Genomic DNA, 19,547 nt, shown 5'->3' with positions numbered 1-19,547 from the left:
AAGGCGTGTAGGGAAATCCTGACGGACGAACACTCAGGCGTCGTCGCATTCGTCATCGAAGAGATTGTGGCGCACTGCGTAGCGCACGAGGGCCGCTTCGTGCGGCAACTGCATCTTCTCCAGTACGCGTGCCTTGTACGTGCTGACGGTTTTCGCGCTCACGGACAGCGCCTCGCCGATCTGATTGATCGACTCGCCCGCACAAAGCCGCCGAAACACTTCGAACTCGCGATCCGACAAGCGTTGATGCGGCAGCGCGTCGGCGGCCTCGGTCAGGCTCTGCACGAGGCGCTCGGCCATCGAGAGGCTCACGTATGCTCCGCCCGCAGCCACTTTGGTCACGGCGGCGAGCAGTTCGGCGCTGGCGCTTTCCTTGGTCAGATAGCCTGACGCGCCGCCCTTGAACGCGCGGTTGGCGTACTGCTGTTCGGCATGCATGGTGAGCACGAGAATGCGCAGAGCGGGGTTCTCCTCCTTCACCTGCTTGAGCAGATCGATGCCGCTGCGGCCCGGCATCGACAGGTCCAGCACCAGCACCTGTGCCGGCGTCGAGCGCACGAGGGCCAGGGTACTGGCTGCATCGCTGGCTTCGCCGGCCACCTCGAAACCGCTCGCGTTGGCGAGAATATGGCGCAGTCCGTCGCGCACCATCGCGTGATCGTCCGCGATCAGCACTTTCGTGGTCATGGTTGCGATTCCCTTTCTCGCACGATCCCATTGATGCCGATGCGAAGCACGCAGCCGTCGTCCTGGACAATGAGCGACGATCGACGCGGCTCGCATGCGCATGGCGAACGGAATTCGTCGGCCCTTCTTCGATAATACGGAAAAAATCGCGGTCGCCGCGACTGTCGCCGCTTCGCTTGCTTCGCCGAGCGTGAGTTTATTACGCAAGCTATTCGAAAGTATCGTGGGTCATTCATGATCTTTTCGCATGATCGTCTTTATCGTTATTACTGATTCAGTGCATGAAAGGCGAGTGCTACTGTTTGTCGGCAAATCCTTAATTGCTGCAAGTGTCATGTGTCTGGCTGGCGTCGCTCCACGATCGATTACAAAGAGGAGACTGATGATGTCAAAGGGCAAGACGTGGCGGGGAATGAGCACCGTCATTGCAACGGGTACGGCGATAGCGGGGCTGGGCCTCTCGGTCACGGCGCATGCAGCAGGGGAGCCGATCAAGATCGGCGTCATCAGTGAAGAGTCCGCCGTGGCGGGCGCCTCGATCAGCAAGGCCGCGCAACTCGCCGCGGAAGAGATCAACGCCAAGGGCGGCGTCGATGGGCGGCAAATCCAGATCATCGCGTATGACGATCATTCGTCGGCCTCCGACGGTGTGCGCGCATTTCAACGCGCCGCGAGCCAGGACAAGGTGGTCGCGATCATCGGCAGCTATATCAGCGAAGTCGCGCTCGCGATGGAGCCGTGGTCCGCGCGCCTGAAGATGCCGTTCATCACGCCGGGCGCGGCGAGCAACGAAATCTCGAAGCGCGTGCACGACGACTACAACAACTACAAGTACACCTTCCACGGCTGGATGACCTCGGCCTTCATCGCGCAGTCGATCTGCGATTTCTCGCATGACGTGCTCGTCGGCGAGTTCAAGATGAAGACGACGGTCGTGATGAGCGAAGACGCGGCGTGGACCAAGCCGCTCGATGAGCGTTACCTCGAATGCCTGCCGAAAGCGGGGCTGAAGGTGCTGGATCACATCCGCTTCAATCCCGACACGTCCGACTTCACGCCGATCTTCAACCAGATCGAAGCGAAGCATCCGGACACGATCACAACGGGCATCAGCCATGTAGGCGTGCAGCCAACGGTGCAATGGCACGATCAGCAAGTGCCGATTCCGATGTCGGGCCAAAGCTCGCAAGCCACGACGACGAGCTTCTGGAAAGACACCAATGGCGCGACCGAGGGCGTCATCACGGCATCGGCGGCGGCGCCCGGCGTCGCGATGACGCCGAAGACCGTGCCGTTCGTCGAGTCGTACCAGAAGCACTTTGCCGGCGTGTCGCCCGCCTATGACGGCTTCACGAGCTATGACCTCGTGTACATCATCGCGGATGCGATTCATCGCAATCAAGGCTCGACCGATCCCGACAAGATGGTCGATGCACTGGAGAAGACCGACTACGTCGGCACGATCGGACGCTGGCAGTTCTACGGCAAGAACGATCAGTTCACGCATGCGTTGAAGTACGGCGAAGGCTATATCACCGGCATCAACCTGCAATGGCAGAACGGCAAGCAAGTGGCGATCTGGCCCAAGTCCGTCGCGAACGCGAAGGTCAAGTTCCCGGCCTTCGTGAAGGTGCAGGCGGCCGCGAACTAAGCGCCTTTTCGTCGTGCGGCGCGTGCGCTGTCGAAAGCGCGCGCGCCTTGCGGCGCATGTTGCGGGGACCGGTTCCACGTTGGCATCGACATGGAAAACATGAAAGGGCCGCTATGTTGCCACTGCAAATACTCATTGATGGCTTCGCGATCAGTTCGCTCTATGCGCTCGGCGCGATCGGCTTCACGCTGATCTTCGGCGTCTCCGGCGTGCTCAATCTCGCGCACGGCGGCGTGATGCTGATTTCCGCGCTGCTCGGCTGGGCGCTCGCGGGCGAAGCAGGCCTGGGCACGTATCTCGGCACGCCGCTCGGCGTGATCTGCGGGATGATCGCCGCGTACATCACCTATTTCATGGTGGTGCGGCCCATTCAACGTTCCACCGCGATTCCGCGTGAAGAGAAAGAGATCTTCGTGCTGACGGGCACGCTCCTCTGGGGCATCATGATCCAGCAGGGCATGGCCTATCTCTTCTCCGACAATCCCATCACGATGCGTCCGCTGATTCCCGGCGTCGCGAGCGTCGCGGGCGTGCGCGTGCCCTACAACGAGATCATGATCGCGATCGTATGCTGGATCGCGATCGGATTGTTGTGGCTCTTCGTGAATCGCACCAAAGCGGGCAAGGCGCTGCTTGCGGCGTCGATGAATCCACGCGGTCTCACGCTGCTCGGCTTCGAGCTCTCGAACATCTATCTGCTCGCGTGGACGATCTACGGCGTGCTCGCGGGCATCGCGGGCGTGCTGCTCGCATCGTTTCTCGGCGTCAGCACGAACAACACCGGGCAGCTCACGGCGAGCGCGTTTTCCATCGTCGTGCTCGGCGGTCTCGGAAGCGTGTCGGGCTCGTTGATGGCCGCGTATGTCGTGGGCTATCTGGAGACCGTCACCGCGTATCTCATCTCGCCGACGCTGCGGCCGCTGCCCGCGCTGCTGCTGCTCGTGCTCGTCGTGTATGTGCGGCCGCAAGGCTTTCTCGGACGGCGGTAATCATGAAAGACATCGCTCGTTCGCGTCTGGTCTGGTCCGCGGTCCTGCTCGCGATCGTCGCCGCGACGCTGCCGTGGTGGCTCACCGGCTATATCCTCGGCGTGCTGACCGTCGCCTATTACTTCGGCGTCTTCGCGATGTCGTGGGACTTGCTGTTCGGATTCGCGGGTGAAGTGAACTTCGGGCCGACGTTTCTGATCGGCCTGGGCGCCTATTCCGCCGCGATCCTGAACGCGCACGCAGCCGCGCCGATAGCGATATGCGTGATGGCGGGCGGCCTCGTCGCGCTGATCGGCGGCTTGCTGCTCGCGGTGCCCGCGTTGCGATTGCGCGGGCCGTACTTCGGCCTCGTCACGCTCGTCGCGGTGCTGCTGCTGCAAAACGCGATCGTGATCTTCGCGGGCATCACGGGCGGCGAGATCGGCATGATGGTGCCCGATGTGATGTCCGTCGATGCGAGCAACAACTACTGGATCGCGCTCGCATTCCTCGTCGTCTGCGCGATCATGCTGTTCGGCCTGTCACGCTCGGCGATCGGCCTCATTCTGCAGGCGAGCGGCCAGGATACCGTCGGCGCGCAGGCGCTCGGCTTCAACGTCGTGAAGCACAAGCTCGCGGCGTTCTGCATCAGCGCGGTGTTCTCCGGCGTCGCGGGCGCGATGCTCGTGTTCTATCAGGGCACGGCGTCGGTGAGCACGGTGGTCGATATCGGCATCGGCGTGCAGATCATCATCGCCGCGGTGCTCGGCGGACGGCGCACGATACTCGGCGCGGTGCTCGGCTCGATCTTTCTGATCGTCGCCGGAGAATTCCTTCGTCCTCTCGGTCAGATCAACACGTTCGTGGTCGCGGCTGTCGCGCTCGCGGTCATTCTGTTCTTTCCGGATGGATTGCTCGGCAACATCCTGCGTGTGAGGGAGCGCGAATGAGCGATAACGACAATCGCGCGCCATTGCTCGCCGTGCGCGGCCTGACGAAGCGCTTCGGCGGTCTCGTGGCGGTGAAGGACATCGGCTTCGATATCCGGCCCGGCGAGATACTCGGTCTCATCGGGCCGAACGGCTCGGGCAAATCGACCGTGATGAAGCTCATCATGGGCATCGAGCGGCCCAACGCGGGATCGATCGAAGTCGATGGCGTCGAGATGGCCGGCTGGCTGCCGCATAGGATCGCGAGGGCGGGCGTGGGCATCGTGTTTCAGCATTCGCGGCCGCTGCATCGGCAGACGGTGCTCGAACATATCAAGCTCGCGCTGTTGCCCGATTCGCTCGTGAAGCTCGCCGCCGATCCGCACGTGAATCGCCGCGCGCGAGAGATCGCCGAGCGCGTGGGCCTCGCTCGCGTGATGCATCGGCATCCCGCGACGCTGCCGTTCGCCGATCTGCGCCGCATGGAAATGGCGAAGGCGATTGCGCGTGATCCGCGCGTCGTGCTCGTCGACGAGCCGTTCGCGGGTCTCACCGCGGCCGAGTCCGAAGCGTTCTCCGAGTTGATTCGCGGCTTTCGCGCGGAAGGTCGCGCGGTGCTGCTCGTCGATCACAACGTGAAGAGTCTCGCGGCGCTCGCGGATCGCGTGCTCGCGATGTATCTCGGCGAGTACGTCGCCGAGGGCACGGCCGAAGAGGTGATGCGCGACGAGACCGTGCGACGCGTGTATCTCGGCGGCAAGATCGAGGCGCGCGAACGGGGCGCGGAAATCGTGAACACCAGGCCGTCGCTGCTTCAGGTCGAGCATGTCGGCGTGCTGTACGGCAAGGCGCGCGCGCTCGACAGCGTGAGCATGCACGTGCGCGAAGGCGAGTTCGTGTCCGTCGTCGGATTGAATGGCGCGGGCAAGACGACGCTCTTCAATGCGATCTCCGGGCTCGTGCCTTATCAGGGTGCGATTCGATTCGGCTCGCGGGATCTGAAGGGCATGAGCGGGGCGGCGATCGCGCGCGCGGGCATCGTGCAATGTCCGGAAACGCGCGAGTTGTTCGGCGACATGACCGTGCGCGAGAACCTCGATCTCGGCGGCTATCATCTTCCGGACAAGACACGCGCCGATCAGCTCAAATGGCTCTTCGAGCTCTTTCCGATACTCGAGTCGCGTCAGGCGCAGACCGCGCGCACGCTGTCGGGCGGCGAGCAGCAGATGCTCGCGATCGCACGCGCGCTGATGATGCAGCCGAAGCTGCTCATTCTCGACGAACCGACGCTCGGCCTCGCGCCCGTGATACTCGAGCAGTTGTCGAAGGCGATGGAGCTGATGCAGAAGACCACGCCTATCACCGTGCTGCTGGGCGAGCAGAACGTCACCTTCGCGCTGCCTCATGCGGATCGGGTTTATGTGCTTGAGCATGCGCGCATCGTGTGGGAAGGCAGTCCATCGCGCTTCGAGAAAGAGATGGGGAAAGGCTTTCTCGAAGCAGTGCCTACCGAGCCTGCGCAGGCGGCGCGCGCGAAAGCATGATGCGCTCGCCGCGCAACGAATCGAATAGCCGCTGTTGCACAAAAACACCACACGTATTGCACCGGATCAGCGCCACGACAATCGATGTGTTAAAAAATCGCGTGCTTTCATGCGTCGCGCCCGAGCTGCATTCGTTCAGACAGCGAACTGAAAGGCGATGCAACGAAGGCCATTGAACACTTCCAATAAATACGCGCTCCCGACACATCATGAAGACAATTGCATCGCGTGCCATCGCAGGCGTCGGCGCATCGGCCATCGCGCTCGCGTGTCAATCCGCATTCGCGCAAAGCTCGGTCACGCTCTATGGCGTCGCCGACGTGAGCGTGCGCTATCTCACGAACGCCAACGCCAACAACGACGGCAAGCTGTTCATGACCAACGGCGCGATCACCAACAGCCGTATCGGCTTCAAAGGCACCGAAGATCTGGGCGGCGGCCTGAAGGCGATCTTCCAGTTGGAGAGCGGCGTGGAACTGGAGAACGGCCAGTACTCCGATAGCGCCCGCGCATTCAATCGCGCGGCCTTCGTCGGTCTGTCGAATCAATATGGCACGTTGACGCTCGGCCGGCAGAAGACGCCGCTCTTCGACATGCTCGGCGACACGTACGATCCGCTCACCGTCGGCAATTACTTCGAGAACGCGTGGCTGCCGGTTGCATTGGGCGCGGGCCTCTATGCGGATAACGCCGTCAAGTACAACGGCACGTTCGCGGGCCTGACGATCGGCGCGATGTACTCGTTCGGCACGAACTATACATCGACCGGCGCGGGCGGTTTCTCGGGGCAGGTGCCGGGCCATATGGGCGCGGGCAACATGTACGGCTTCACGGCGTCATATGTCATGGGTCCGCTTTCCATCGGCGGCGGCTATCAGCAGAACAGCGACAACTCCGCGAACAAGCAGAAAATCTGGAACGCGAACGCGGTCTATGCAATCGGCGCGGCGAAGCTCTATGTCGGTTATCTGCATTCGACCGACGACACCGGCTTTGTCGACAGCATCCTGCAGCAGCGCGGCCTCGTGGCGGGCACGGATATCCTGAAGGGCTCGGGCCGCCGCGACGATGGCCCGTTCGCCGGCGTCACGTATCAGGTCACGCCGGCGCTGTTGCTCACGGGCGCGTTCTACTACGACCACATGAAGAACGCGGCGACCGGCGGCGGTGCGACGGGCAGCGGCAATCGGTACACGGGTGTCGCGGTGGCGGAGTATGCGTTGTCGAAGCGCACCGAAGTCTACGGCACGGTGGACTTCAACAAGGTGACGGGCGCGGCCGATGTCGAACTGCCGGGCCGCTCGAATCAAACCGGCGTGTCGATCGGTTTGCGCAACATCTTCTGATGCCGCGTCAGCGTACTCGCAACGTATAGCGCGTGCGCTGACGATAAGCCTCGCCGGGACGCAGCACGGCGAGTTCGCTGCTGTCCATGTTGATCTCGTTCGGAAAGCCGCCGGCTTCGAGACACAGTCCCGCATGCTTGCAATAACGCGACCCGTCGCGCGCGGGCACGCCTTCCAGATAGTTTCCCGAGTAGAACTGCAAGCCGCGTGCATCGGTCGACACGCTCAGTTCGCGTCCGCTCGATGGCTCGAACAGCACGGCAACGGTGCGCGGTTCCAGCGCGCCAGGTTCATTCAATACATAGCAATGGTCGAAGCCGCCCGCGAGTGCGAGTTGCGGATGAGATGCATCGAGACGCATGCCGATCGATGCGCTCGCGCGCAGATCGAACACGCTGTCCTTCACGCCCGCGTGCGCGACGGGGATCGATGTTGCATCGATCGCGAAGTACGCATCCGCTGCAATGGATATCTCGTGATCCCGGATGCTCGCAGCGCTGCCCAGATTGAAATAGGCATGATTCGTCAGATTGACCGGCGTCGGCGCATCGGTGCGTGCTTCGTAGTCGATCGATAGCGTGCCGTCGTCGTCGAGCGCATAGCGCACGCTCACATTCAGATTGCCGGGAAAGCCCGCCGCGCCGGCGGGCGAATGCAGTGTCATGAAGAGCGCGCCATCGATCTCTTGCACGCCCCACATCTGCCGATGAAAGCCCGCCGAGCCGCCATGCAGATGATTCGCGCCTTCGTTGCGCTCGGCCTGATGCGCGACGCCGTCGAGCACGAAGCGCCCATCGCGGATGCGATTGGCCCAGCGCCCGATGATCGCACCCATGAACGTGCTGCCGTTCAGATAGTCGTCGGGCGTATCGTGACCGAGCAGCACATCGGCGAAACGTCCTTCGCGGTCGGGCGCGAGCCACGAAACGAGCGTCGCGCCGAGATCGCCGATGTCGACGCGCATGCCCGATGCATTGCGCAACGTGTAGAGAGTCACATCGCCCCAAGGGCGCGCATCGATGGAAGAAGAGGTCGTCATGCGCGCGATCATCTCATGTTTCGACGTGCTTCAAGGCCGCGCGGCGACTTCATCGAGATGCAGCAGCAGATCCGCCGGATCCTCGTACACGCGCAACGCGCCGGAGCGCTCCAGTTCATCGCTGCCATAACCGCCCGACAACAAACCGACACCCAGCGAGCGGCAGCGGCGCGCCGCCAGCATGTCCCAGATGCTGTCGCCGACGACGACCGTATGCTCGATCGGCACGTTCAGACGCGCGGCCGCCGCGAGGAACAGATCGGGGTCGGGCTTCGCATACTTGACCATGTCGCGCGTGATGACCACCTGTTTCGACGGATCGACGCCCAAGGCTTCGAGATTGACCTGCGCGGTCTCCATGCGTCCGCTCGTCGCGATGGCCCAGCGCGTGCCGGCCTGCGTCAACGCTTGCAGCAGTTCGCGCGCGCCGGGCAGAGGACACACCTGCGCGCGCAGCCGCTTGTACGCTTGCGCATGCAACTGACGCAAGTGCTCGACGCGATCCGCGCTGATCTCGCCATGCGTCTCGCGCAGCAACTGATTGGTGAAGAGGCCGCCGCTCATGCCGATCTTGCGATGGATGCGCCACACGGACAACTCGATGCCCTCGGCGTCGAGCGCCTCCTTCCATGCAAGCACGTGCTGATAGACGCTATCGACGAGCGTGCCGTCAAGGTCGAAAAGGAATGACGTTTCGATGCGCATGATCTACTCCCTTTGAATGAGTCCGCGTGTGCCGTATCGGCTTCATCATACGCAGGATCGAGCGAGCGGGCTGCCGCAGATGCGATAATGGATGTTTGCGCCGCGAGCCGGTTGTGTCGCGGAAAACGCGCATAAAGTCCCTGAATTTTGCATCAATCACGCATGACGGAGCCTATCTTGACCCGCATCGACAATCCCTCCCGCGATCAGGAGGCAGGCGTGGCCGACTCCACGCAAGACACGACCCGCATCGACGATACGCGCATCGGCGCGGTGCGTCCGCTGATCTCGCCGGCTTTGCTGCTCGACGAACTGCCGGTGACGCCCGGGGTGCAGACGCTCGTCGAGGAAAGCCGCGCGGCCATCGCGAACATTCTGCATGGACGCGATGACAGGCTCGTCGTGGTGGTCGGCCCGTGCTCCATCCACGATCACGATCAGGCGATGGAATACGCGGAGCGCCTGAAGAAAGTCGCGCACGCACTGCGCGACGATCTCTTCATCGTGATGCGCGTGTACTTCGAAAAGCCGCGCACCACGGTAGGCTGGAAAGGCTATATCAACGATCCGCGTCTGGACGGCAGCTTCCGCATAAATGAAGGCCTGCGTCGCGCGCGCGAGCTTCTGCTCGACATCAGCGGCCTGGGTCTTCCGACCGCGACGGAATTCCTCGATCTGCTGAGCCCCCAATACATCGCCGATCTGATCGCGTGGGGCGCGATCGGCGCGCGCACGACGGAGAGCCAGAGTCATCGTCAGCTTGCTTCGGGGCTGAGCTGCCCGATCGGCTTCAAGAACGGCACCGACGGCGGCGTGCAGGTCGCGGCGGACGCGATCGTCGCGGCGCGCGCGAGCCACGCGTTCATGGGCATGACGAAAATGGGCATGGCCGCGATCTTCGAAACGCGCGGCAACGACGATTGTCACGTCATCCTGCGCGGCGGCAAGACGGGGCCGAACTACGATGCGCAAAGCGTCGCGGCGGCATGCGGCGCACTGGCCGCACTCGGCCAGCGCGAGCAGGTGATGATCGATTGCTCGCACGCCAACTCGAACAAGTCGCATCTGCGCCAGGTGGATGTCGCACAGGACATCGCGCGGCAACTCGAAGCAGGCGAGCGGCGCATTACCGGCGTGATGATCGAGAGTCATCTGGAAGAAGGCCGTCAGGATCTGAAGCCGGGTGTGCCGCTCAAGCACGGCGTGTCGATCACCGATGCATGCCTCGGCTGGACGCAAAGCGAGCCGGTGCTCGAACTGCTCGCGCAAGCCGTGAGAAAGCGCCGCGCTGGGTGATCGGCATGGCGCGAGCGGGGCGCATGGGCCCCGCTCAACGCATTGGCCTCGCGGCCGAAGCTAGCTGGTGTTGCGGTGCGGAGGAAACATTGGTTAGCGGGCCGGAATCCTCGACTCCCTATCCGCCACGTCGCTCAACGCCCCCGTTGCGGGTGCGTTCGGCGCACCCTTCGTCCGGATGATTTTTCCCGACGATGAGACGCTACGTCAAAGAAGCGACTGCGTGTGAAGGCGCGCTGCGCGCATCGCCCTTAGCGCACCACCGCCGAATTCAACGCCTCGATCAACGCGAGCGGATCGAAAGGCTTGCGCAGTTGAATGGCCTTGGGCAAAGCGCGCCGCTCGTCATCGCGGAGCGCGAGATCGTAACCCGTCACGAACACGACGCCGAGCCCCGGCGTCTTGCGGCAAGCGACAATGGCAAGCTCCACGCCCGATCGTCCCGCGAGGTCCACATCCGTCAGCAGCAACTCGAAGCGATGCTCGCGCAGCAGCGCGAGCGCCTCATCGACGCTTGCGGCTTCCATCAGATCCAGCCCGAACGTGCGCAGCAATTCAGCCGTGCTCGTGCGCACGAGTTCGTTGTCTTCGACGAACAACACGCGCATCCGCGAGAGCGCATCGTCTTGTGCGACGCTCGGCGCGGTCGTGCCGCTGTCCGCCGGAGCCGGCGCCGATGCCTGCATGCGTTGCCCCAGCACCTGCCGCACTTTGCGCGCCAATGACTCATGCGCATAAGGCTTGCTCAACAGATCGATGCCCTCGTCGAGCCGTCCCGCATGGACGATCGCGTTATCCGTGTAGCCCGACGTGAACAGCACCGCGATGCCCGGCACGCGTTCCCGCGCCTTGCGCGCCAGCTCGGTGCTGCGTAACGGACCGGGCATCACGACATCGGTGAAGAGCAGATCGATCGGCACGCCGCTCTCGACGATCGCGAGCGCGCTCTGCGCATCCTTCGCCCGCAATACGCGATAGCCGAGATCGGCGAGCAGTTCGACGACGGTCGCGCGCACTTCCTCGTCATCCTCGACGACGAGAATGGTCTCGCTGCCGCCCTTCGCCGGGCCCGCGTCGACGTCGGTTTCGAGATCCTCCTGCTCGCGCGCCCGCGGCAGATAGATGCGCACTGTCGTGCCGTGTCCTTGCTCGCTGTACACCTTCACGTGACCGCCGGACTGCTTGACGAAGCCGTACACCATCGACAGCCCGAGACCCGTGCCCTGGCCCTCGCGCTTGGTCGTGAAGAACGGCTCGAACGCGCGTTCCTGCACTTCCGGCGACATGCCCGCGCCCGTGTCCGTCACCGCGACCATCACGTACTGGCCGGGTGAAACGTCGACGTTGCGCATCGCGTAGGCGTCGTCGAGCGATGCATTGCCGGCTTCGATCGTGAGCTTGCCGTGGCCGCTCATCGCGTCGCGCGCGTTGATCGCGAGATTGAGCAGCGCGTTCTCGACCTGGAACGGATCGACGAGCGTATTCCACAAGCCGCCCGACACGACGGTCTCGATCTCGATGCCGTCGCCGAGCGCGCGGCGGAACATGTCGTCGAGGCCGCGCACGAAGCGGCCCAGATTCACGACCTTCGGCGCGAGCGGCTGGCGTCTGCCGAACGCGAGCAGTTGCGACGCGAGATTCGCACCGCGCGCGACGCCCGCAAGCGCGCTGCGCACGCGCTGCTCGGGCTTGTCCTGCCCGGCGACATCCTTCGCGAGCAACTGCAGATTGCCGCCGATCACTTGCAGCAGGTTATTGAAGTCGTGGGCGACGCCGCCCGTCAGCTTGCCGATCGCTTCCATCTTCTGCGCCATGCGCAGCGCTTCTTCGGCATGACGCAGCGCGTCGGCGGTTTCGCGGTCCGAGGTGACGTCGCGGCCCACGCCGTGGATGCGCCGCGTGCGCGGATCGAGCGATACCGTCCATGCGATCCAGCGCCAGCCGCCGTCCGAGCGGCTCAGGCGGCATTCATGGCGCACCGGCTGGCCGCTCGCGCGCAGCTTGTCGAGTTCCGCGGCGGCGGCGGGCGCGTCGTCGGGATGCACGAGGTCCATCACCGTGTGCGAATGCAGGCGCTGGGAATCGAAGCCGAGCACGGTCGTCCATGAAGGACTCACGCGCAACAGCGCGCCGTCGAAGCTCGCGACGAAGAACAGATCCTCGCTCAGCTCCCACAGACGGTCGCGGTCCGCGACGGCATCGGCGACGCGGCGCTCAAGCGTTTCGTTCAGGTCGTGCAGCGCGTCCTGCGCCTTCGTGCGCTCGGCGATCTCGTCCTGCGCGGCCTGAAAGAGCCGCGCGTTGTCGATAGCGATCGCCGCCTGCGATGCCACGCCGGTCAGGATACGCTCCGAACGCTCCGTGAAGACGCCCGGCTCGGGATGACCGAAGAACAGCCCGCCGAGCACTTCGCCGTTGCGCGAGACGACAGGCGCGGCGAGATAGCTGCGCAGGCCGAGATGGCCTTTCGGCATGCCGTGATGCGGCGCGTTGCGGCCGTAGCGGGGGTCTTTCGTGATGTCGTCCGAGCGCACGATCCCTTCGCCCGCGAAGGTCGGGCCGAACACGGCGGTGTTGCGCGGCATCGGTAACCGGGCGAAAGTGTCCTTCGGCACGCCCGACAGCGTGTAGAGCGTGTAGCTGCCGCCCTTGTCGTCGAGCACGTTGTAGAAGAACGAGCCGAAGGCGGCGCCCGTCAGCTCCGTCGCGGCATCGACGACGACCTGCACCGCGCGGCTCAGATCGAGCTCGCCCGCGACCGTCGTGCCGACGCGATTGAGCGTCTCGAGGGTGTGCGATTCGTCGCGCAGCCGCTCTTCGGTCGCATGACGCAGCCGCGCGAGCCGCAGGTTGCTTGCCACGCGCGCGAGCAGTTCGCGCGCGGAGAAGGGCTTGGTCAGATAGTCGTCCGCGCCCGCTTCGAGGCCGCCGACGCGCGCCTCCTCGCCCGCGCGCGCCGACAGCAGCACGACGGGCGTCTCGCGCAACGCTTCGTCGTCGCGCAGCGCGCGCAGGAGCGCGAAGCCGTCGAGGCGCGGCATCATCACGTCGGAGACGATCACTTCGGGATGCACGTTGCGCGCGATCGTTAGCGCGGCTTCGCCATCGGGGGCGACGCTCACGTCGTGGCCCGCCGCGATCAGCATGCGGCGCATGTAATCGCGCAGGTCGGCGTTGTCGTCGACCACGAGCACGCGGCCCGGCGAGGCGCCGGCGGGCGTCGGTTCGTCGGTCGCGCTCACGCCGAGCGGCGTGTCTTCCTCGCTTTCGACGACGGGCTGCTCGTCCGCATCCGGCATCCAGCGCATGGCCGCGTCGACATACGAGCGAGCGCGCACGCTCGCTTCGGCATGCGCCGCGCCGGCTGTGCCGAGCGCCTTCTGCTGCGGCGCGGGCAGCGTGACGATGAAGCACGTGCCTTCGCCGAGCCTGCTTTCGACGCGGATCGTACCGCCGTGCAGCTTGACGAGCTCCTGCACCATCGCGAGGCCGATGCCGCTGCCTTCCACCGAGCGGCCCGCTGCGCCCGCGACGCGATGGAAGCGCTCGAACACGCGCGTGAGCTCCGGCTCCGGAATGCCGATGCCGGTGTCGCGCACGCGCATCTCGATGCCGGATGCGGCGCGCGCATGCAGCGAGAGCCCGATGACGCCGTCGAACGTGAACTTGAACGCGTTCGACAGCAGGTTCATCACGATCTTTTCCCACATGTCGCGATCGATATCCGCGACGACCGGCGCCGAAGCGACATCGATCGCGAGACGCAGGCCGGCCGATTCGATCGCGGAGCGAAAGAGCGATGCGAGCTCGGCGGTGAACAACGCGAGGTCCGTCGGCTGGCGATGAATCTCGATGCGCCCGGCCTCGATGCGCGAGAAGTCGAGCAGCGCGTTCACGAGCTTCAGGAGCCGCAGGCCGTTGCGATGCATGATCTCGACGAGCCGCAGATCGTCCCGGCTCACGCGCCCGGGGCTCGCGAGCAGCTCTTCGAGCGGGCCGAGCATCAGCGTGAGTGGCGTCCTGAACTCGTGGCTGATGTTGGAGAAGAACGTGGTCTTCGCGCGGTCGATTTCGGCGAGCGCTTCGGCGCGGCGGCGCTCTTCGTCGTAGGCGTGTGCGTATCCGAGCGCGGCGCCGATCTGGCTCGCGACCAGATTCACGAACGCGCGATAACCTTCGTCGAAGAGCCGGTAAGGATTGAGCGCGGCGATCAGCACGCCGGCGCGCCCGGTCTCGCCCGAAGGGGCGATCGGCACGATCACGGCGCTGTCCGGCGCGACGCTCCATGCGCCGGTGGGAAGCGGCGCCCCGATCAGGCGCTTCAGGTTCGTCACGACGCGCGGCTGGTTGTCGCGCAGCGTCGCCAGGCAGGGCCAGGGATCCGCGTCGGTGGCGTGCAGGATCGCGGGCGCGCCCGGCTGCCCCGGCTCGATGCCGCATGTGCCGACGAGCGTCGCCGTTGCGCCGCCCGGCTCGGCGGCATAGAGCAGCGCGAAGGGCATGTCGCGCGAGGCGATCCCGAGCGCGCTCATCGACAGTTCGCAGGCTTCGCGCCACGAGCGCGCATCGGCTGCGGAAGCCGCGAGCTCGCGCAGCACGTTCAACTGGCGTTCGCCGAGCACGCGCTGCGTGTCGTCGCTGTTCGCGCAGATGATGCCGCCCGTGCCGCCGCGATCGTCGGGAATCGGGCTGTAGGAGAACGTGTAGTACGTTTCCTCCGGGAAGCCGTTGCGCTCCATGATGAGGAGCTTCTGTTCGACGAATGTGCCTTCGATGCCCGCGAGCGCGGTTTCGAGCAGCGGGCCGATGTCGCCCCAGACCTCGCGCCACACGGACGCCGTCGGCTGGCCGAGCGCCTGCGGATGCTTGCCGCCGATGATCGACTTGTACGCGTCGTTGTAGAAGAAGAGCAGATCGGGATTCCAGCCGATCCAGATCGGCTGGCGCGAGGTCAGCATGATGCGGATGGCCGTCTTGAGGCTTTGCGGCCAGTGCTCGGGCGAGCCGAGCGCGGTCTGCGTCCAATCGAATCCGCGGATCAGCGCGCCCATTTCGCCGCCGCCCAGCAGGAAGCTCGGGTCGAGCCCGTCCGTCCTGGAATCCGCGATCAGATTGTCAGCTTTCATCGACGCTTGGTCTCCTCGTCCGGTCTCTCGATGCGGCGACGTCTTGGCCTGTATTGGGGATCGAATCGCTCGCGCGGTGTGCCTTTAGCGCGCACGAGCAATTCCGAATTCTCGCACGGAAAACGCGTCGAATCGCACCCGCGACGCGTGGCAGGGCCGTTGGCAAAGGCGTTCAGGGCGACGCGACCGGATCGAGGCCCGTGGCGCGCACGGTGTGCTGCGCTTGCGGCGACGCGAGAAAGCGCAACCGGGCGCGCGCTTCTTCGGATGCCGCGCGCTGACAGGAATGCCGGCGGCGAAGCGCGTGACCGATTGCATTGCCTCGGGAATCCACACGACGAATCGCGCACCCGGCACCGGTAGCAATTCGCTGACCTGCTGGAAGCCGATCTCGTAATCGCCACTCGCGACGACCGAAGCGACCGGAATCTTCGGGATCATCTGCGCCATCGGCATCGCCTGTTCGTCGATGCCGAGCTTGCCGAACAGCTCGTTCTGGATATAGACGCCGCTCGCGCTATCCGGTCAGGCGATCGACTTCGCATGCAGCAGCGTTTGCCTGAGCGCATCCACAATGCCGATATCGGGCTTTGGGGTACCCGAGCGCACCGCGACGCCGATGCGCGAATCAGCCAGCTCGACGCGCGAGCCGATTGGGAACCGCTTCAGGCGCCTGACCCATCGATGGACCGAGCGCGGTATCTAGCGTATCGCCGTTCGCGGCGGCGAACTTCGGGCCGAGGATTTTGTACGCGGCGGTGAACCCGCCGGAACTCATCACCTGAAGCTCGGCGGCGTGGGCGGCGATACTGCCGAGGGCGATGAAAGAGAAGGCGGCAAGTTTCGTCGATAGCGATTTCATGAGCGGAACCAGGGCCATTTGGACATAACTTTTTGCACTATACTGGCTTGAATGGTTTATCGTTTGTGTCCGTCGCCCGGCGAAATGATGCGAATTTCAAAATAGTGTGCCGATTAATTCGCGGTGCAAATCAATTTAGCCGATTTGTGACGCTTTTGGCAGATTGAGCGGAATGCCGTTGATCTGCTTCCTCGTTGATGCGCATTCTGCGGGAGCGCAGTCAGGTTATCCGACGACATTATTTCGCGTATCGCCTTCCCATCAATACCCGGGCCGATTTTCGTCCATAAGTGATTTTCCATGAATCAAGAAAACAGTCAGATCGTGTCGAACCTGGAGGAGGCGGAAACGGCGCTTCGTCAGGAAATGGCCGAACGTCCGGATTCCGTCGCGACATATAACAATCTCGCGCTCGTGCTGAGGCAACTCGGACGGCAGGCCGAGGCGGAACAATTGCTTCGTCAGGCTTTGAAGCTGCGGCCGGATCTAGCGGATATTTATACCAATCTCGCACTCGTCTTGTCTGACCTCCAACGCAGTGCCGAAGCCGAAGCGGCGATTGGCGAGGCATTGAAACTACAACCGGAGAATGCGAAGGCCCTTTATTTTCACGGCTGCTTCCTGCTCAGCAACGACCGCCTCGCGCAAGCTCAAGCGAAGCTGGAGAAAGCTGCCTCTCTCGATCCCGAATTCGCAGACGCCCATTTCGCGCTGTGCGATGTCCTGTTCCGTCAGGCACGTTTTCTTGAAGCGGAAAGCGCGCTTCAACGTGGAATCGGACTGGGTCCCGATCGGATCGACGGCCATCTCAGACTCGGAGACGTACACTGCGCGACCGGCAAGCTCGCCGCCGCGGAGGAAGCATTCAATCATGCACTCGCCATGAACCCGGATTCGGCCGAGGCGCATTGCGGTTTGGGCAACGTCGCCCAGCGACGAATGGATCTCGTCGAGGCCGACGCGCAATTCAGACTCGCGCTGGCGAAGCGTCCGGTATTTTTCGAAGCGAGCCGGGGTCTCGGAATCACGCTGATCGACCGCGGGCACTTCTTCGAGTCCGAAGCGACGCTCAGACAGGCATTGTCTATTCGTCCCGACGATGCGCTTACCCAAGATGCGTTGAAGTTCGTTCTCGCGCGGAAGATGGATACCGACAGAGCCGGACTGCAGACCGACGCCCGCACGCTGGTGAGCCAATGCCTACCCGCTTCCGACCTCGGAAAAGCCGGCGAGCGATCGTGAGCCGGGTACACCCCTGATTCATCTTCGGCGAGGTTCGTCGCGCGGGCGCCGAACTTCGCAGTCTTCATCGCTGCCGTTTCTCCAGCCAGCGGCCCGGTCCCCTGCCGCTGCGCCGAGACTCGCGCGGAATACTTTTTGCTGTGCCTGTCACGTGAATCAAACACGTGTTTCATGTGCCAACACGCATACCGCGAAAAGACATGTCCAGATCGATGCCCAAAGCCACACCGACATCCGAAGCAGGGACATTTGAAGGCTTCGACATCTACGCATCGTACGTGGTCAACGCGACGGGCATGCATATCGGCACCCTGAAGGTCGTTCGAAAGCGCGATAAGCGCGTGCTTTATCCGTTCGACGGCTGCGAGACGATCGGTCCGTTCGAATCGAGCGAGGATGCGCGGCGCGCGGCCGAGGCGCTCGGCAGGCGCATCGTCGCGGCGGATGTCGCCAATCCGGAACCGTGATCGCAGCGTGCTCGGCGATTGTCCTATGACACATCGCGGTAACGCGGTAAGAAGCCCCGCAACATGCCTTGGGCGATCGGCAAGAATCGCTCGCGCTTCGGGGAAAACCCCAGCGCTACGATCGTCCTAGGACATGCGAGGCGGGCGGTGTGCGTCTGTATCTTGGACTCATGGCGGTGCGAGGCGCGCGAGCTTGGGCGCAGCACCGGGTCAATGACGCATCCGGACAACGACTATGAGCTACGTGCAACCCTCCACGACACAGGCCGATCAGACGCCGGCGCACGCGCCGATCAGGCGCGCGATGGCAGCCTCGGCCATCGGCAATGCGACCGAGTGGTTCGACTACGGCATCTACAGCTACGGCCTCACCTATATTTCAGCCGCGCTTTTTCCCGGCAGCACCGCGCAAGCCACGCTCTTCGCGCTCGCTACCTTCGCGATCTCCTTTCTTGTGCGGCCACTCGGCGGACTCTTCTGGGGACCGCTCGGCGACCGGCTCGGCCGCAAGCATGTGCTCGCGCTGACCATCATCATCATGTCGATGGCGACGTTGCTCGTCGGCCTCTTGCCTTCTTATGCGAGCATCGGCTTTTGGGCTCCCGTGGCTCTCGTCGCATTGCGCATGATTCAGGGGTTCTCGACTGGCGGCGAATACGGCGGCGCGGCGACCTTCATGGCCGAGTACGCGCCCGATCACAAGCGCGGCTTCTGCGGCAGCTTCCTCGAATTCGGCACGCTCGCGGGCTTCTCGCTCGGCGCATTCCTGATGCTGGGCTGCTCGGTTCTGCTCGGCAATGAGGCGATGCATTCGTGGGGCTGGCGCCTGCCGTTCCTCGTCGCCGCGCCGCTCGGTCTCATCGGGCTGTATCTGCGCTCGAAGATGGAAGACACGCCGGTGTTCCGCGAATGCGCCGAAGCGGCGGAGCGCGAGCACCATGCCGGCGTGCCGCTGCGCGAGCTCTTCGCGGACTACTGGAAGCCGCTGCTGCAACTCGGCGGCCTGGTCGTCGCGCTGAACGTCGTGAACTACGTGCTGCTCGCCTACATGCCGACCTTCATGAAGAAGGAACTCGGCATGAGCGACAACCTTTCGCTGCTACTGCCCTTGATCGGCATGTTGTCGATGATGGTGCTGCTGCCGTTCGCGGGCGCGCTGTCGGATCGCATCGGCCGTAAAAAGGTGTGGTGGCTTTCGCTCGCCGGCATCTTCGTCGCGGCCGTGCCGATGTTTTCGCTGATGTCGCACGGCATCGCGGGCGCGCTGATCGGTCTCGCCGTGCTCGGGCTGCTGTATGTGCCGCAGCTCGCCAGCATCTCGGCGATGTTTCCCGCGATGTTCCCGACGCAGGCGCGCTACGCAGGCATGGCGATCGCCTATAACGTGTCGACGTCGATCTTCGGCGGCACCGCGCCGATGGTCACCGACTGGCTCATCGGCCGCACCGGCAGCACGCTCGTGCCGGCTTATTACATGATGGCCGCTTGCGCGGTCGGGGCGGTGGCATTGCTGTTCGTCACGGAGACGGTAGGGTGTTCGCTGCGCGGGCGCGGAATTCCGGGGGCGAAGGAGGCCATGCGCGAGACGCGCGCTGCCGATGCGCATCATGAGGCGATGCCGGATCATCGGCACGCTTGAGACGGCAGGCAAAAAAGACAATGGCCCGATGCGGAAGCATCGGGCC

Annotated in this window: 13 protein-coding genes and 1 pseudogene; 9 read left to right on the top strand and 5 right to left on the bottom strand. The window is 64.0% G+C overall.

Annotated elements, in window-relative coordinates:
* Positions 1 to 33 precede the first annotated feature (33 nt).
* Positions 34 to 687: a response regulator transcription factor gene (locus U4Y90_RS30690; protein WP_321800368.1), complete on the bottom strand. Its 654-nt coding sequence runs from the start codon at positions 685 to 687 to the stop codon at positions 34 to 36.
* A gap of 412 nt (positions 688 to 1,099) precedes the next feature.
* Between U4Y90_RS30690 and U4Y90_RS30685 the strand changes: the two genes are divergently transcribed.
* The 5 genes from U4Y90_RS30685 (at position 1,100) to U4Y90_RS30665 (ending at position 7,125) form a co-directional block, all read left to right on the top strand.
* Entirely contained in the window at positions 1,100 to 2,338 is a 1,239-nt protein-coding gene (locus tag U4Y90_RS30685) for an ABC transporter substrate-binding protein (protein WP_415749431.1), read from the top strand.
* A 113-nt stretch (positions 2,339 to 2,451) separates the two neighbouring features.
* Positions 2,452 to 3,327, top strand: coding sequence for a branched-chain amino acid ABC transporter permease (locus tag U4Y90_RS30680; protein WP_321800321.1), 876 nt, complete (start codon positions 2,452 to 2,454; stop codon positions 3,325 to 3,327).
* Positions 3,328 to 3,329: 2 nt separating this feature from the next.
* Positions 3,330 to 4,256 carry a branched-chain amino acid ABC transporter permease gene (locus U4Y90_RS30675; RefSeq protein ID WP_321800319.1) on the top strand — a complete coding sequence of 309 codons (927 nt, stop codon included), beginning with the start codon at positions 3,330 to 3,332 and terminating at the stop codon, positions 4,254 to 4,256.
* Complete coding sequence (locus U4Y90_RS30670) at positions 4,253 to 5,779, top strand: ATP-binding cassette domain-containing protein (protein WP_321800317.1); 1,527 nt, start codon at positions 4,253 to 4,255, stop codon at positions 5,777 to 5,779. The genes U4Y90_RS30675 and U4Y90_RS30670 overlap by 4 nt, the downstream gene beginning before the upstream one ends.
* A gap of 209 nt (positions 5,780 to 5,988) precedes the next feature.
* Positions 5,989 to 7,125: a porin gene (locus U4Y90_RS30665; RefSeq protein WP_321800315.1), complete on the top strand. Its 1,137-nt coding sequence runs from the start codon at positions 5,989 to 5,991 to the stop codon at positions 7,123 to 7,125.
* 7 nt (positions 7,126 to 7,132) lie between these two features.
* Here the strand turns inward: U4Y90_RS30665 and U4Y90_RS30660 are convergent, their stop codons facing one another.
* Together U4Y90_RS30660 and U4Y90_RS30655 are read right to left on the bottom strand one after the other, a co-directional pair.
* Positions 7,133 to 8,164 (bottom strand): aldose epimerase family protein, encoded by a 1,032-nt coding sequence (locus tag U4Y90_RS30660; protein WP_321800313.1) that lies wholly within the window; start codon positions 8,162 to 8,164, stop codon positions 7,133 to 7,135.
* Between the two features lie 30 nt (positions 8,165 to 8,194).
* The gene (locus U4Y90_RS30655) at positions 8,195 to 8,869 is read right to left on the bottom strand and encodes an HAD family hydrolase (protein WP_321800311.1); all 675 of its coding nucleotides are present in this window, start codon (positions 8,867 to 8,869) and stop codon (positions 8,195 to 8,197) included.
* 177 nt (positions 8,870 to 9,046) lie between these two features.
* Between U4Y90_RS30655 and U4Y90_RS30650 the strand changes: the two genes are divergently transcribed.
* Entirely contained in the window at positions 9,047 to 10,165 is a 1,119-nt protein-coding gene (locus U4Y90_RS30650) for a 3-deoxy-7-phosphoheptulonate synthase (protein WP_321800309.1), read from the top strand.
* Positions 10,166 to 10,416: 251 nt separating this feature from the next.
* Here the strand turns inward: U4Y90_RS30650 and U4Y90_RS30645 are convergent, their stop codons facing one another.
* Positions 10,417 to 15,291, bottom strand: a complete 4,875-nt coding sequence (locus U4Y90_RS30645; RefSeq protein WP_321800307.1) for a response regulator — start codon at positions 15,289 to 15,291, stop codon at positions 10,417 to 10,419.
* 172 nt (positions 15,292 to 15,463) lie between these two features.
* A pseudogene (locus U4Y90_RS30640) lies at positions 15,464 to 16,153 on the bottom strand (substrate-binding domain-containing protein).
* A gap of 300 nt (positions 16,154 to 16,453) precedes the next feature.
* On the opposite strand from U4Y90_RS30640, the gene U4Y90_RS30635 reads away from it, so the two are divergent.
* From U4Y90_RS30635 to U4Y90_RS30625, 3 genes are all read left to right on the top strand, one after another.
* Positions 16,454 to 17,395, top strand: a complete 942-nt coding sequence (locus tag U4Y90_RS30635; RefSeq protein WP_321800305.1) for a tetratricopeptide repeat protein — start codon at positions 16,454 to 16,456, stop codon at positions 17,393 to 17,395.
* Between the two features lie 212 nt (positions 17,396 to 17,607).
* Positions 17,608 to 17,862 carry a DUF6723 family protein gene (locus U4Y90_RS30630; RefSeq protein WP_321800365.1) on the top strand — a complete coding sequence of 85 codons (255 nt, stop codon included), beginning with the start codon at positions 17,608 to 17,610 and terminating at the stop codon, positions 17,860 to 17,862.
* Positions 17,863 to 18,097: 235 nt separating this feature from the next.
* Entirely contained in the window at positions 18,098 to 19,501 is a 1,404-nt protein-coding gene (locus U4Y90_RS30625) for an MFS transporter (RefSeq protein WP_321800303.1), read from the top strand.
* The last annotated feature ends 46 nt before the right edge of the window (positions 19,502 to 19,547 follow it).

Origin of the sequence: Caballeronia sp. J97 (genome assembly GCF_905220305.1) — a bacterium.
Taxonomy (GTDB): Bacteria; Pseudomonadota; Gammaproteobacteria; order Burkholderiales; family Burkholderiaceae; genus Caballeronia.
Note: the sequence above shows the minus strand (reverse complement) of the source record. Positions and strands in the feature narration are given on the sequence as shown.